Below are 15,796 nucleotides of genomic sequence, written 5' to 3'. Positions count from 1 at the left end.
ACCAATGAACAGGATCTATTTAGATAATGCCGCTACCACACCTCTTGATAAAAGAGTAGTAGCTGAGATGGTTCATGTGATGGAAAACTATTATGGCAATCCATCTTCTATTCATGCGCAGGGCCGCGAGGTGCGTACGTTACTGGAAAAAGCGAGAAAAACCGTGGCCGGCTTGTTAAATGCCGTGCCAGCTGAGATATTTTTTACATCAGGTGGTACGGAAGCCGATAACATGGCCATCCGCTGTGGAATTGCTGCGTTTGGTATCAAACATGCAATTACTTCTAAAATTGAACACCACGCGGTGGAACACACCATGGACCAGTTACTCAAAGATGGGGTAATTGATCAACTCAGCTATGTGAACATCGATGCAAAGGGAAATATAGATTATGCACACCTGGAAGAATTGCTGAAGGATAACCCGCGCTCTTTCGTGTCACTGATGCATGCCAACAATGAATTGGGCACGCTGACCGATGTGGAAAGAGTTGGCGAGATCTGCGAGAAATATAATGCCATATTCCATAGCGATACGGTACAGACCATGGGGCATTATAAACATGATGTCAGAAAGCTGAAAGCACATTTTATCGTTTGTGCAGGTCATAAGCTGCACGGGCCTAAAGGTGTGGGCTTCATCTATATCAACCATACAATAAAAATTAATCCGCTGATTTACGGCGGTGCCCAGGAGCGCAATATGCGCGGAGGAACCGAAAATATCTATGGCATTGTTGGTTTGGCGAAAGCGCTTGAGCTGGCCTATGCCGAAATGGAAGAACACCAGAATTATGTTCAGGACCTCAAGACCTATATGAAGGACAAGCTGACTGCTGAAGTTCCCGGAATTAGCTTTAACGGTGAAACCGAACCTGCAAATAGTTTGTACACCGTACTGAGCGTGTGCTTTCCTGAGATGGACATGTCAGATATGTTATTGTTCAACCTGGATATCAATGGTATATCGGCATCAGGCGGCAGCGCTTGCTCATCAGGGTCGAATATCGGCTCACATGTGCTCACCGCAATTGGCGCCGATCCAAACCGGCCATCTGTCAGGTTCTCTTTCAGTAAGAACAATACAAAAGAAGAAATCAACTACGTTGTGGAAAAGGTAAAACAGATCGTAGAGCAAAATATAGCCGTTTAGTGCGACACCAGTAAATTCTAGAAAGCTTTGATCAAGGTCAGGGCTTTTTTTTATGTCTGTATTTTTCAATTGTTGTTTTTAATATCAAGTAATCCCATATCATGCAATACCTGTTGATAGATAGCCCCGGTGATCCCAATTTACCATTTGTTAAGGATCTGTATTATAGCGCTTTTCCAAAAAAAGAGCGGCGGGAATGGGATGAACTGACAGAGATGCTCGGGTCTGTTCCGGAAATGCAGCTGCAGGTAATCGTTGAAGGCGGGGAGCCTGTTGGAATGATTACCAGCTGGAAGCTGAGGGACTGGCATTTTATTGAGCACTTCGCTATATCGGAAATGCAGAGGGGAAATGGCTGCGGACAAAACGTGATGAAGGATTTTCTTGAGGACGGCAAAGTACTGCTGGAGGTAGAGCCTCCATCGAATGCTGAGGCCATTCGCAGGATAAAATTTTATGAGCGCGTAGGAATGGCTTGCCTGGACTTTCCTTATCTGCAGCCTCCCTACAGAAAGACCGGTAAACCTTATGAAATGGTGCTGATGAGCAATGTAACCGGGGATGATGAAGCTGAAACTGCTGAAATTGTAAAACTTATTTTTGAGAAGGTGTACAATTCTCCGGGAGGTTATAGTCAATTGTGACAAACAATTCTATTTTTTTTCCTGTTGTTATAGTAATCTACTTATTTTTTACTAAAAACCAATGATTATGATTACTCCGGAAGAACACAACGAAGAAGAAGAAAACAAAAAAACAGTATATAAAGAAACGACTACCGATGAAGATGATGAGCTGAGCAACGGCGAAACTTCTTCAAGTTCGGGATCAGGAACTACAGCATTTTCACACACGCCTGACAGAAAGAGCAAACCTCTGGGTTCTGGTCATGAGCCTGGAGTTACCCCTGGAAGGGATTTTTAAACAGCTGCTCCGGGAGGTTATGCAATGACTTGCATAGCTAATATCCTGGCTTCGCTGAAAAAGATGATACCCTGTTTCGATGCTGCCTGCCGCTGAAGCGCGCCAGAAGGCACCGAAACAGGGTATCATCTTTTTTGAGGGTATCCAATGCAGGGAAGCTTTGCAGGATGGAATGAAATAACGCAGAGAAGCCGTCAGAGTGGACTTGTAAAATGGCGCGGTATGATAGTCTGGGAGCCGGAATAGCAGGGCTTAAAGATTTTTATGTAAATATTATAGTATTAATTTGTCTCTTAATATATAGTCTGTTACATTAGAGGGCGTAATTCGGGAGCTGAATAAAAAACTCAATTTTTTGAGATTTGCTAAAACGTTTTTAATTTGAATACACCGTAATTAATACTAAACCAAAAAACTATGATGAAGCACTTCTTATCAGTGTTAATGATCGCTGCCGCAATGCCGGCTTTGGCGCAAAAAACAGATAAGGTTACTGATCCCGTAGAATGGATTAACCCATTGATGGGTACCGCGAGTAAACCTGACCTGTCCAATGGTAATACTTATCCTGCAATTGCCCTTCCCTGGGGAATGAACTTCTGGACACCACAGACAGGTAAAATGGGCGACGGATGGGCCTATACCTATGACGCAGATAAAATCAGGGGATTTAAACAAACCCACCAGCCTTCTCCATGGATGAATGACTACGGACAGTTCTCCGTCATGCCTGTTACCGGTAAAATGAGGTTCAACCAGGATGAAAGGGCAAGCTGGTTTTCACATAAAGCCGAAACTGTGAAACCTTATTATTACAGCGTGTACCTGGCGGATGCAGATGTAACTACAGAGATTACACCAACAGAGCGTGCTGCACAGTTTCGTTTTACCTTTCCAAAATCAGATAGTTCATACGTAGTAGTAGATGCATTTGATAAGGGATCTTATATCAAGGTGATCCCTAAAGAGAGAAAAATTATAGGTTACAGTACAAAATATGCCAGGGGACCCCTGCCTAATTTTAAGAACTACTTTGTCATCTACTTTGATAAGCCCTTTGTTTCTGCCAATACCTGGCATGGAAAAACACTGGCAGCGGATACACTTGAACTGCAGAGCAATCACTCTGGCGCGATCATAGGTTTCAAAACTACGAAAGGCGAGCAGATCAGTATGAAAGTGGCTTCTTCATTCATCAGTGTAGAGCAGGCAGACCTTAGCCTGAAACGCGAGCTGGCAAATGATAGTTTCGAGACCACCAAACAGAAAGCAAAAGCAACCTGGAACAAGACTTTGAGCAGAATCGCCGTAGAAGGCGGAACGGTTGATCAGACCCGTACTTTTTATTCAAGCCTGTACCGTACACTGTTCTTTCCAAATAAAATGTATGAAATTGATGCCAGCAACAAGATCGTACACTGGAGTCCTTATACAGGCAAAACATTGCCTGGATATATGTTCGCAGGAACGGGATTCTGGGATACATTCAGGGCATTATATCCATTTTTAAACCTCGTGTATCCGTCTATCAATAAAGAGATGCAGGAAGGCCTGATCAATGATTACAAAGAAGGAGGATGGCTGCCGGAATGGTCAAGCCCGGGTTACGCAAATATCATGGTAGGTAATAACTCAGCTTCTGTAGTTGCTGATGCCTATATCAAAGGCCTGCGTGGCTATGACATTGAGAAACTTTATGAAGCCTTAAAACATGGAGCCAACAATGAGGGCCCTATTGAAGCAGTAGGCAGGGCAGGAGTAAAATATTACAATGAACTGGGCTATGTTCCCTTTGACGTCAAAGTGAGTGAAAATGCTGCCAGAACCCTGGAGTATTCTTATGACGATTTTACAATCTATCAACTGGGCAGGGCATTGCACAAGCCGGCCTCAGAAACTTCCATTTATGCAAAGAGGGCAATGAACTATAAGAACCTTTTTGATCCTTCTACCAACCTGATGCGCGGAAAGAATAAGGATGGCTCGTTTCAGTCGCCTTTCAACCCCTTCAAATGGGGCGGAGCCTTTACTGAAGGAAACAGCTGGCATTATTCCTGGTCAGTTTTCCAGGATATTAACGGTCTGTCTAAGTTAATGGGCGGGAAAGAAAAATTTGTAAGCAAACTGGATTCTGTATTTTCTTTACCCCCGGTTTTTGACGACAAAGAATATGGTTTTGTGATCCATGAGATCAGGGAGATGCAGATCGCAAACATGGGACAGTATGCCCATGGCAATCAGCCGATACAGCATATGATCTATCTGTATAACTACGCAGGTCAACCTTGGAAAGCCCAGTATTGGGTAAGGGAAGCGATGAACAGGTTATACAAAGCTACGCCTGATGGTTATTGCGGTGATGAGGATAACGGACAGACTTCGGCCTGGTATGTGTTCTCTTCATTAGGTTTTTACCCGGTAACGCCTGCTGTTGATCAGTACGTATTGGGAGCGCCGCTCTTCAAAAAAGTAACGCTGAACCTGGAAAACGGAAAACAGGTGGTCATCAATGCACCGGCTAACAATGCCGATAACCGCTATATCAACTCGATGAAATTCAATACTAAAGATTACCAAAAGAACTGGATCAGTCACTCAGAGTTGCTTAAAGGAGCTACATTAGAATTTGATATGTCTGCCGAGCCGAATAAAAAAAGAGGAATTACCGAAGCAGATTATCCATACTCACTGTCTACAGAGGCCGGTGTAAAGTAAATCTTTTGAGGTTATACCTTTACAGGGACTTTAGTAAAGCAGATGTCTTTAGGTTATCTGCGAGCTTTACCGAAAGAGATCGTCTTTAGGATCTTCTTAATTGCAAAAAACCGGTATGCTGTATCAAGGCTGCCTGCTGCTGAAACGCAACAGAAGGCCTTGATACAACATACCGGTTTTTTTTTGCAACAGAACATTTCATGGCATCCTCAGGGAGATCTCCTAAGGGTATCCACGCAGTTATTCCATAGGAGCCAGTAGCAAACCTCAGATTTGCCTATGCTGCGCCAAAAGTAAGTATTTCCATAAAATCCGGAATAAGCAAGATTTTTTTTGACGCTCACTGATAATAAAATTTTCCCATAAAGCCCCTATATCGTTCCGCTGGGGGTTAAAGCACCCTGCATTGGATAACCTCAAAAAAAGACGATCACCTCTTTCGATGCCTTCTGCTGCGCTTCAGCAGCATACAGCATCGAAAGAGGTGATCGTCTTTTTCAGCGAAGCAAGATGATCTATACTCTATAACTCCGGCAATATCATTAATTCTTCACCATTTTCAGGAAAGTAGCCAGCTTAGCTTTCATCGCCCTGCGGTCTACAATAAAATCAAGGAAACCATGTTCCTGAACAAATTCAGCGGTCTGGAATCCTTTTGGAAGGTCTTTTTTAATCGTTTCTTTGATTACCCTTGGTCCTGCGAAACCGATCAGTGCTCCCGGTTCTGCGATATTGATATCGCCCAGCATCGCATAAGAAGCCGTTACACCACCAGTAGTAGGATCGGTAAGCAAAGAAATATAAGGGATTTTTGCCTGGCTAAGCAGGGCTAATTTGGCAGATGTTTTGGCCATTTGCATCAATGAAAATGCCGCTTCCATCATTCTTGCGCCTCCTGATTTTGAGATCATCAGGAAAGGGATTTTGTGTTTGATACTGTAATCGATCGATCTTGCGATCTTTTCTCCTACAACCGAACCCATTGAACCCCCAATGAAGTTGAAGTCCATACAGGCGATCACCAGGTCTTCTCCGTCGATCTTTCCTACTCCGGCACGGATCGCGTCTTTTAATCCTGTCTTCTGCATAGTATCTACCAGGCGTTCTGTATAGGGTTTGCTATCAGTAAAATTCAGCGGATCGCCGGATGTTAAGTTGGGGAAAAGTTCTGTGAACTCGTTATGATCAAACAGGACCTGGAAATATTCTTTGGAACCTACTCTTAAATGATAATCACAATAATGACAAACATATTTATTTTCTATAAGGTCTGCGCTGTGTAATGCCTTTTTGCAATTAGGACACTTGTTCCATAAGCCATCCGGCGCTTCCTTTTTTTCTTCTGTCAGCGTGCTGATACCTTTTTTTTCTCTCTTAAACCAAGCCATGTTATTCGTTGAAAAATGCGATTACAAAGAAACGAAAAAAAATTAGAACAGTTTCACCTAGATGATGGTAAAATAATATAGGATTGATTTGCCCGTTAAGATAAAATAATATAAGATAGATTTGCCCGGCCTAATATTTTTCCTAACTTCGGCTTACAAAAAATCTAATAACAATGAGTTTAAAAGGCTATAAAGGCGTAATTTACGGAGATGCCCTTCAAGAACTATTCGAACAGGCTAAAAAACATCAATTTGCATTACCTGCAGTAAATGTTACCGGTACAAATACGATCAATGCAGTTATGGAAACTGCTAAAGCGGTGAATTCACCAGTGATGATCCAATTATCTAATGGTGGCGCGCAATTTTATGCGGGCAAGACCTTAAATAATGACAACTTAAATGCATGTGTACTTGGTGCGGTATCAGCAGCAAAACACGTTCATTTGTTAGCAGAGCATTACGGTGTTGCTGTTGTTTTACATACAGACCATGCTGCTAAAAAATTATTGCCATGGATCGATGGTCTTTTAGATCATGGAGAAAAATTCTTTGCTGAAACCGGTAAACCATTATTTTCTTCTCATATGCTGGACCTTTCGGAAGAGTCAATTGAAGAAAACATGGAGATCTCTGCCAAATATTTAGCGCGTATGGCTAAAATGGGCATGACGATCGAGATTGAACTGGGAGTAACAGGTGGTGAAGAAGATGGAGTGGATAACAGTGATGTTGACAGCTCAAAATTATATACCCAGCCTTCTGAAGTAGCTTATGCTTATGAAGAGTTAAGTAAAGTAAGTGATAAATTTACGATAGCAGCAGCTTTTGGTAATGTTCATGGTGTATATAAACCAGGTAACGTTAAACTTCAGCCTGTGATCCTTAAAAATTCTCAGGAATTCTTAAAAGAGAAATTTAACCTTACTGCTGAAAAACCTATCAACTTCGTATTCCATGGCGGATCGGGCTCTACCCAGGAAGAGATCAGGGAAGCAATTTCTTACGGTGCGATCAAAATGAACATTGATACAGATATGCAATGGGCATTATGGGAAGGTATCCTCGAGTATTACAAGAAAAACGAAGCTTATCTTCAGGGCCAGATCGGAAATCCTGACGGTGAAGATAAACCTAACAAGAAGTATTATGATCCGCGCGTTTGGTTGCGTAAAGGTGAAGAAACTTTTGTACAGCGTTTAACACAGGCTTTCGAAGATTTGAACTGCAAAGACGCGAGCGACAAATTGTAAGCTCAGCTAATTTCATACCGGCGCTTTTCAGTATTACTGGAAAGCGCTTTTTTTTTACCTTTATCTCTATGATGAAGCGTAATGGTTAGTAAATTTAATTTGGCAGTATGCTGTATGTTACTGCTGTATTTCAGTGGCTGCAAAAGCAAAGGGAAGACGCATACTGCTTTTTACTATTGGAAAACTGTATTTCAGCTAAATAAAGAGGAAAGGGGGATGCTCAGGAAAACTGTGGATAACCATTTATATCTGCATTTCTTTGATGTAGTCTGGAATGAGCAGGAGCAGCAGGTTTTACCAAATGGACTGCTCACAGTTCAGTGTCCTCTAAAAGGATTAACCGTTACCCCCGTTGTATATATCACCAATCAATCCCTGAAAAACAGTGCTCCGGCACAAATGGACAGCCTCGCTTTTAAGGTACACCGGTTGCTCAGCCGTCTGACAGCTAAACAGGCTGTTGTATATGAAAATATTCAGGTAGACTGCGACTGGTCAGTAGATACCAGAGCAAAATATTTTACTTTTCTGCGTGCTTTTAAACAAATTACCGGAAAAAAACTGGAAGCCACTATCCGCCTGCACCAGGTAAAATATCCTGAACGTACAGGCGTTCCCCCAGTGGATAAAGGGGTGCTGATGTTTTACAACATGGGCAGGATATCGGCTGATTTAAACGCAAGAAACTCTATCTATAACTATGAGGATGCCGCTGCTTATACTGCAGCCCTTCCAAATTATCACCTGCCTTTGGACATTGCTTTACCCCTGTTTTCCTGGAGCATTCAGATCAGGGCTGCTAAGGTTATCCAGCTGTATGCAAAGATCAGCCTTCAGGACCTGTCGGACCGCCAGAAGTTTGAACCAGTATATGGAAAGGCTGTACATGTCTATAAAGCCCTTACAAGTTTTTACCTGAAAGGCGCCTATATAAAAAAAGGCGATCTGTTTAAGTTTGAAGGTATGGATACCGCAAGTCTTGCCCGGGCTGCGAAGCAGGTATCCGAATACCTGGCACCTCTTGAAAACCGAAATATCATCTATTATGAAATCTCATCAATCAATTTACCGCTCTATGCCAAAGATATCAAAGACCTTTCTGCTTATTTTTAGCCTTGCACTCATTGGTGCGGGCAGTATAGTCTGGGCATGTGGCGGGGGCGACTGGGATGAAACCGAATATTCCAACTTCGCGCCGGAGGCTTTTGTAGACCATCAGTATTCGCCTTTTTTCTACAATAGCTGGCAGACCTACTACGGCACGGATGTAAATGACAACAGCAATACCCGTTACAATCAGCAGGTATCGGAAGATTGGCTAGGTTACCTGGATAAAAATATCGCCCAAAAAGACCTGAATATTTTACTTTTCAGCACATCCTACGGTGGAATAGATTCAGCCTATCAACATTTTAAAGGCAAACTTAATACCCTGCCAGCCGGTTTGCCGGACCTCAAAACATCGGGGCTCAGTAAAAAGCAGGGTGATACTTTTTTCAGCTATCTGCTCTTAGCTAAGAAATGTGAGCAGTTTGCCGTATCAAATGTCACCTATTACTGGGATGAGAAGGTAAGCCTGGTTACGCCTGCGCCGGAGATTAAAGCATCACTATTCAAAGCATTCAAAAAAAACCGTGATGTTTTTGTGAAACAGCGGTACTGGTTCCAATTGGTACGTTATGCGTATTTTGAAGAATTACCCCGCTTGAATGCCGACAGTAGTGCCGGGCCAGACAATAGCGGCCTGGTTACCCTTTTCAAACAATATGAAAACAGCTTCCCTAAAAACAGCATCTATTACCGGGCCTTAGGATACCTCGCGGGGCATTATTACAAGCGGCAAGACTTTGCCCGGGCAAATTACTTCTACAGTTTATGTTATAACTTTTCTTCGGACATGAAAATCCCGAGCAAATGGAGCTTTCATCCGCAGGAAGAAAAAGACTGGGCAGAAAGCCTGCAGCTTGCGAAAAACAAAGAGGAAAAAATCACCCTGTGGCAAATGATGGGGATTGTACATGATGAAAAAAGGGCAATAGAAAACATATATCTGCTTGATCCGAAGTCGGAAAAACTGGATCTTCTGTTAAGCAGGCTGATCAACAAAATTGAGGTGCCCAATCATGAATCGTATATGGACAGCACACTACAGATAATGGTGGCTGCGGAGGATATCACCCTTGTTGACCGGATTGCCGTCAAAGGAAATACCCGGAAACCTTATTACTGGAACATGGCAGCCGGATACCTGCATGCACTGCATGGTGATCACATAATTTCCGGGAAGTTTTACGATCAGGCAAAATTACAGCTGCCTGAGAATGACCGGTTGATGGAAGCCCAGTACAGGCTGCTGAAATGGTCCCTCTATCTTTCACAGCTGAAAAAGATTGACAGCAATGCGGAAAGTGAAATGGTGGCCGACATCAACTGGCTGGCCGATCTGAGGGACCAGAAAGATACAGTGGGCGGCTTAAGGTACCAGCGTGCCTTATCAGAAAGTATCAGTGGTTTGGCTAATCGCTATAAAATGCAGGGCGACCTGTTAAAATCGAACTGTTTTCAATCCACTACTGCGTTTTATGCCAGGGACGAAAACATTGAAGCCATGAAATCCCTCCTGGGCAAAACCAATAAAACCCCTTTTGAAAAAGCAATGCTCCGTTATTACCCTTACCATATGGGAGACCTGTACTACCAGCAGGGGTTAATGCTCGTGTACCAGGAAAAGACCGATGCTGCTATTGCGCTGTTTGAAAAATCGGGAGAAAATGCCGCCCATGAATTGCTCGCCAATCCTTTCAACGGCCGGATTAATGATTGCCATGACTGCGATTTCGCAGCGGTGCAAACCAAAAAATATACGGTACTGACTATGCTCAGGACAATCAAAGCCATAAAAAAGGAAATTACCGCAGGAAAAAACCTCTATACCAATAATGATCTGCTGGCAAACGTATACTATAACATTACGCATTATGGCAATGCAAGGAATTTCTATCAAACGGAAATCACGGGGGCTGATGCAACCTCGGCAATAGATATCCCGGTAGCGTTCAGGCCACAGTTCACCTCGTCAAAGATTGCGGAAAAATATTATCTGCAGGCCCGTTCAGCTGCTAAAACCAGTGCGCAGCGTGCCCGTTGTACTTTTATGGCTGCCAAGTGTGAACGCAACGATATTTACAATGTAACCTATAACAACCCCGCAAATGAAAAAAAATACTATTGGGATTTTGACTTTGAAACTATTCCCGCAGGGAGGTATTTTGCCGAATTAAAAAGCCGCTACAGTACCACCGCATTTTATAAGGAAATACTGGAGGAATGTGGTTATTTTAAAAGTTATGTCAATAAACCCTAACAGATTGTTTAATCCATTTAATTGATCAACTTTACGAAGACAATAAAAATGGTCATTCAATCACGATGGAAATAACAGGCAATAAAAAGGGCTTATTTGAAAAATTTTCAAACGCAGCTACAAAATTTACAGGGAGCTCTACTGCTTTCATCATTGCGTTATTAACTGTCATCATTTGGGCAGTAACCGGTCCGCTGTTTCATTATTCCGAAACCTGGCAGCTGGTGATCAATACCGGAACGACGATCATCACCTTCCTGATGGTCTTCCTGATCCAGAAAGCGCAGAATAAGGATGGCAAGGCCATACAACTGAAACTAAACGAGCTGATCGCCGCCCATGAAAGGGCGAGCAACAGGATGGTGGATATTGAAGACCTGACAGAGCAGGATCTTGACCAGTTGCATAAATTCTACGTTACATTAGCCGAACTTTCAAAACAAGAGACCAATATTCATTGTTCTCACTCTATAGATGCCGCTGAAGAAGTAAACGAGTTTAAGTCCAAACATGTACGCAAGCCTAAACCAAATAAAGACCACCATGGAGATACTGCAGGTAAATAAGATCAGAACAAAAGAAGAGCTTGAAAGTGCATTTGCGGTACGCAGAAAGGTATTTGTAGAAGAGCAGGGTGTGCCTCCTGAACTGGAACTGGAGAACGAAGAAATCTCCGTTCACTTTCTGGCCTTACTGGATAACCAGCCTTGTGGCGCCTGCCGTTACCGGAAAACCGATAAAGGGTATAAGCTGGAGCGTTTCGCTGTCTTAAAGGAATTCCGCGGGAAAAGGGTAGGACTGGCAATGGTTGCGGCCGTACTTGATGATATCCCTGATGATGACCTGCCGATCTATCTGAACTCTCAGAGTGATGCAGTGGGACTTTACACCAAATTTGGGTTTGCCGTTGAAGGCGAACAATTTGAAGAAGCAGGTATCCCACATTTCAGGATGGTCAGAAAATAAACAGAATGATCAGAAACAAACGATGAATCAAGAAATATACCGCTTTATCAGGATGTAAAAATGCTGGAAGAGAGCAGCATTGCCTGCTGCCATTTTTCCGGATTAAGATGCAGGTTTTCTCCCTGCTGTTCCAGATAAGCAATAACGTCCTCTGTAGCCATATTTCCCGTCAGGTCATCCATTGCCATCGGACAGCCACCGAAGCCCCTGAGCGCGCTGTCAAACCGTTTACAGCCGCTCTTATATGCCGCCTCAATCTTTTCCAGACGACTATCCGGAGTACTATGTAAATGAATGCCAATTTCGGTTTTAGGAAAGCTGCGGGTAAGTAATGGTAAAAGCTCTTCTATCTTCTCCGGGGTTGATACACCTATGGTGTCTGAAAGTGAAAGTATCTTTGTGCCTTTCGTCACCAGCGTTCCCGCCCAGTCTTCCACTATAGCAGTATTATATTCATCCCCGTAGGGATTTCCAAAACCCATAGAGAGATAGACAACAGCGGTTTTTCCATGGCGGTCACATCGTTCGAGCATTTGCTCCACGGTATTCAAAGACTCTTTAATGCCGGAATTGGTATTGCGCTGCTGAAAGGTTTCCGAAACAGAAAACGGGAACCCGATATAACCGATCTCAGGGAATGCCATCGCTTCCTCAGCGCCCCTTAGATTAGCCACAATAGCCAGGAGTTGGGTGGCAGTATCACTGAGGTGCAGCCGGGCCAGCACTTCCTTCGTGTCCCTTAGCTGGGGAATAGTCTTCGGAGATACAAAACTTCCGAAATCAATGGTGTCAAACCCAACCTGCAGGAGTAAATTGATATAACTGGCCTTTAGCGCGGTAGGAATAAATTCATGGATTCCCTGCATGGCATCCCTCGGACATTCAACTAATTTCATATGGTATTTGGTTACGGGACCAATTTAAATTAAAAATGCGACATAAAAAAAGGCACCCTTTTTGGGATGCCTTTTCAGTATGATTTGAATGTGTTAGTTCAGTTTTGGTTTTTTCTGTCCCAAGTCGATTACGATAGGAGTAGAGATACACAGTGAAGAGTAAGTACCGATGATACGTCCGATCAGCAATGCGAAGATAAATCCGCGGATGCTTTCTCCACCGAAGATAAAGATCACCAACAGTACAAAGAACACTGTTAATGAAGTCAGGATCGTACGACTCAGTGTACTGTTCAGTGCGAAGTTGATCAGCGTATTGCGTTCTTCTCCGTAAAGATCATCTTTACCGGCTTCAGCAAGCTTCTCACGGATACGGTCAAACACAACCACCGTTTCAGTCATGGTGTATGACATTACCGTTAAGATCGCCGCAATGAAATCCTGTCCGATCTCCAGTGAGAAAGGCAATACACCATCCAGGATCGTATAGAATGATAATACCAGCATCACATCATGGAACAATGCGATAACCGCACCCAAACCGTAGTTCAGTTTCTTAAACCTCACGATGATATAAATAAACATCACCAGGCAGGAGAATAAGATGGCTCCGTATGCACTGTAAACCAAATCACTTGCAATGATAGGCCCCACTTTCTGGTTACTTTCAATGCTGTATTTAACGCCTGTTTTGGCTAAACCTTCTTTCAGTGCATTTTCTACCAGTTTATCAGCACCAGCATCCTGGTCGGTGATATGGTAAGTGGTAGTGATCTTTAAGTCCTGATCGTTACCGGCGGTTTTAACCTGAAGCTCTTCATTTTTAAAGCTCGGCGCCAGTTTGGCTTTTACATTTTCAGTGTCCATTCCTTTATCGAAATGAACGATATAAGTTCTTCCACCTTTAAAGTCGATACCTAATCTCAAACCACCGTTTTTGAAGTAGAAGATGATACCTAGGATAATGATGATTGAAGAGATCGTGTAGTAGATCTTTCTGCGTCCGACAAAGTTGAATGCAATGTCTTTAAAAGCGTGGATAGTTGCTTTGTTGCCAAACGTGATGTTCGCATTTTTGTTCAGTAAAGATTCGAACACTAAACGTGAGATCAGTACCGCACAGAAAAGAGATGACAGGATACCAATACATAATGTTGTTGCAAAACCCTGAACAGGCCCGCTACCGAAGATGTAAAGGATAATACCTAAGATCAGGATGGTAACGTTAGAGTCGATGATAGAAGGCATCGCATGTTTGAAACCTTCTTTGATTGATGCTGCTGTGCTTTTACCGTGGTTAAGTTCTTCCCTTACACGTTCAAAGATCAGGATGTTTGCATCCACTGATAAACCGATTACCAGGATGATACCGGCGATACCAGGTAAAGTCAGCACTGCTCCCAGTGAAACCAGGATACCCATGATGAAGAATAAGTTGATCACCAATGCAAGGTTAGCTACCCATCCGGCCTTGTTGTAATACAATGCCATAAAGATCAGGATCACTACAAATGCAAGTACGAATGACAGCAAGCCATTATCGATTGCCGCCTGACCCAATGACGGGCCAACCACAAACTCTCCAACAATACGTGCAGGAGCTGGCAATTTACCTGCTTTTAAGATATTGGCTAAATCCTGGGTTTCGTTTACAGTGAAGTTACCTGTGATGGAAGAGATCCCGTTAGGAATTTCATTCTGAACAGTAGGGGCAGAGTAAACTGCGTTGTCCAGCACGATAGCAATTGCTTTTTTATTGTTTGCATCCGCAGAAGCTTCAGCAGTAATTTTTTTCCATTTCTGTGCGCCTTCGCCAGTCATGTACATGGTCACCTCAGGTTTACCTTTCTGATCGTAATCATGACGGGCATCACTGATGGCTTCACCACCTAAATCTGGTTTTCCATCAGGATTGATAGATTTGATGGCATACAGTTCAAAAACCTTTGTTCCGTCCATTGGTCTTACGCTCCACATGAATTTCATGCTTTGCGGAATGATCGCTGCAATTTCCGGTGTTCTGAAATATGAATTTACTTTAGCAGTATCTTTTTGTGCTACCCATCCAACAGTTGCTCCCGGACGTAAAGCAGGCTGTCCGTTTTCGCCCTGATAAGTAGGGATATTTAAAACAGCAAACAAGGGGTTAGTTTTTGCAAGTTCTTTAGTTTTCAGGTCCAGTGAATCTTTACCGGTAGATTTTTTTGCAAGGTTAGCTAAGGCACTTGTTTTTTTCGCTGTATCTGCTGAAACTGCTATTGCAGTTGTATCTTTCAAAACAGCGGTAAGGGTTTTGTTGATATTCTCCATGATCGAGTAAACCTCTTCATTTTGATATACCTGCCAGAACTGTAATTCTGCAGAACCCTGTAATAATTTATGCACCCTTTCTTTGTCCTGCACACCCGGCATCTCAATCAGGATGCGGTTGGTACCTTCCTGTTTCTGCATGTTCGGGCTCACTACACCAAATCCGTCGATACGGCTTCTGATAATGATGAACGAACGGTCGATTGCGCTGGTGGCTTCTTTTTGCAGATAGCTTTTCACCTCGGCATTGCTGGCATTAGCTTTTAGCTGCTGTGCATTGTCCTGGTTAGAGAAAAAATCTGCAAGTTTGACATTGGGGCTATTTTTTTCAAAATCATTTACAAACAAAGTAATGAAATCTTTACCACCCGCGTTAAGCTGGGTTTGTGCGCTGGAGAGTGCTTTGTTAAAGTTGGCATCATCAGTGTTGTTCGCTAAAGATTTTACCAGTTCACCTAACGAGATTTCCATCGTTACGTTCATACCGCCTTTAAGGTCGAGACCGAGGTTGATTTCTTTTCCTTTGCAGAACTGGTAGTCAAACCCGAGTACAGGATAAACCGGTACAGCTGACATTGAGTCCAGATAAGCTTTTTCTTTAACCAGGTCGCCTTTTGCAAACGCTTTAGCGTCTTTTTCTACCTTCGACGTAACGAGATTGAACGAGAGTGAATACACACAGACAATACCTAATAGTATTGCCATAAATTTAATGAAACCTTTACCTTGCATTTTTTGTTTGTAATTATTTGTCTATGCTGTATATTTTTTTCAACAAGTCGGCAAATCTAATTAATTTTTTAATTAATAGTCAGCCTTCTATAATT

Annotated in this window: 12 protein-coding genes; 9 read left to right on the top strand and 3 right to left on the bottom strand. The window is 42.9% G+C overall.

Going from position 1 to position 15,796, the window contains the following annotated elements; all coding sequences use genetic code 11:
- Nucleotides 1-4 precede the first annotated feature (4 nt).
- From BLW16_RS02205 to BLW16_RS02190, 4 genes are all read left to right on the top strand, one after another.
- Entirely contained in the window at nt 5-1,153 is a 1,149-nt protein-coding gene (locus BLW16_RS02205; RefSeq protein WP_090554701.1) for a cysteine desulfurase family protein, read from the top strand.
- 101 nt (nt 1,154-1,254) lie between these two features.
- Nucleotides 1,255-1,797: a GNAT family N-acetyltransferase gene (locus tag BLW16_RS02200; protein WP_090554698.1), complete on the top strand. Its 543-nt coding sequence runs from the start codon at nt 1,255-1,257 to the stop codon at nt 1,795-1,797.
- Nucleotides 1,798-1,864: 67 nt separating this feature from the next.
- Nucleotides 1,865-2,077 carry a hypothetical protein gene (locus BLW16_RS02195; RefSeq protein WP_139298238.1) on the top strand — a complete coding sequence of 71 codons (213 nt, stop codon included), beginning with the start codon at nt 1,865-1,867 and terminating at the stop codon, nt 2,075-2,077.
- Nucleotides 2,078-2,497: 420 nt separating this feature from the next.
- Nucleotides 2,498-4,792 carry a GH92 family glycosyl hydrolase gene (locus tag BLW16_RS02190; protein ID WP_394332002.1) on the top strand — a complete coding sequence of 765 codons (2,295 nt, stop codon included), beginning with the start codon at nt 2,498-2,500 and terminating at the stop codon, nt 4,790-4,792.
- A gap of 542 nt (nt 4,793-5,334) precedes the next feature.
- Here the strand turns inward: BLW16_RS02190 and accD are convergent.
- Entirely contained in the window at nt 5,335-6,180 is an 846-nt protein-coding gene (gene accD, locus BLW16_RS02180) for an acetyl-CoA carboxylase, carboxyltransferase subunit beta (protein ID WP_090554690.1), read from the bottom strand.
- Nucleotides 6,181-6,353: 173 nt separating this feature from the next.
- On the opposite strand from accD, the gene fbaA reads away from it, so the two are divergent.
- From fbaA to BLW16_RS02155, 5 genes are all read left to right on the top strand, one after another.
- The gene (fbaA, locus tag BLW16_RS02175) at nt 6,354-7,433 is read left to right on the top strand and encodes a class II fructose-bisphosphate aldolase (RefSeq protein ID WP_090554688.1); all 1,080 of its coding nucleotides are present in this window, start codon (nt 6,354-6,356) and stop codon (nt 7,431-7,433) included.
- Between the two features lie 114 nt (nt 7,434-7,547).
- Nucleotides 7,548-8,546: a hypothetical protein gene (locus tag BLW16_RS02170; RefSeq protein ID WP_090554686.1), complete on the top strand. Its 999-nt coding sequence runs from the start codon at nt 7,548-7,550 to the stop codon at nt 8,544-8,546.
- On the top strand, nt 8,509-10,797 hold the full coding sequence (locus BLW16_RS02165) for a hypothetical protein (protein WP_245735103.1): 2,289 nt from the start codon (nt 8,509-8,511) through the stop codon (nt 10,795-10,797). The genes BLW16_RS02170 and BLW16_RS02165 overlap by 38 nt, the downstream gene beginning before the upstream one ends.
- Before the next feature lie 65 nt (nt 10,798-10,862).
- Nucleotides 10,863-11,363, top strand: a complete 501-nt coding sequence (locus tag BLW16_RS02160) for a low affinity iron permease family protein (protein ID WP_090554683.1) — start codon at nt 10,863-10,865, stop codon at nt 11,361-11,363.
- Nucleotides 11,341-11,763 (top strand): GNAT family N-acetyltransferase, encoded by a 423-nt coding sequence (locus BLW16_RS02155; protein WP_090554681.1) that lies wholly within the window; start codon nt 11,341-11,343, stop codon nt 11,761-11,763. The genes BLW16_RS02160 and BLW16_RS02155 overlap by 23 nt, the downstream gene beginning before the upstream one ends.
- Before the next feature lie 47 nt (nt 11,764-11,810).
- Here BLW16_RS02155 and BLW16_RS02150 read toward each other — a convergent pair whose 3' ends face one another.
- Both BLW16_RS02150 and secDF read right to left on the bottom strand, forming a co-directional pair.
- Entirely contained in the window at nt 11,811-12,659 is an 849-nt protein-coding gene (locus BLW16_RS02150; RefSeq protein WP_090554679.1) for a hydroxymethylglutaryl-CoA lyase, read from the bottom strand.
- Between the two features lie 93 nt (nt 12,660-12,752).
- On the bottom strand, nt 12,753-15,701 hold the full coding sequence (gene secDF / locus BLW16_RS02145; RefSeq protein ID WP_090554677.1) for a protein translocase subunit SecDF: 2,949 nt from the start codon (nt 15,699-15,701) through the stop codon (nt 12,753-12,755).
- Nucleotides 15,702-15,796 lie beyond the last annotated feature (95 nt).

The organism is Pedobacter hartonius (assembly GCF_900107535.1).
GTDB classification, from domain to species: Bacteria; Bacteroidota; Bacteroidia; order Sphingobacteriales; family Sphingobacteriaceae; genus Pedobacter; species Pedobacter hartonius.
Note: the sequence above shows the minus strand (reverse complement) of the source record. Positions and strands in the feature narration are given on the sequence as shown.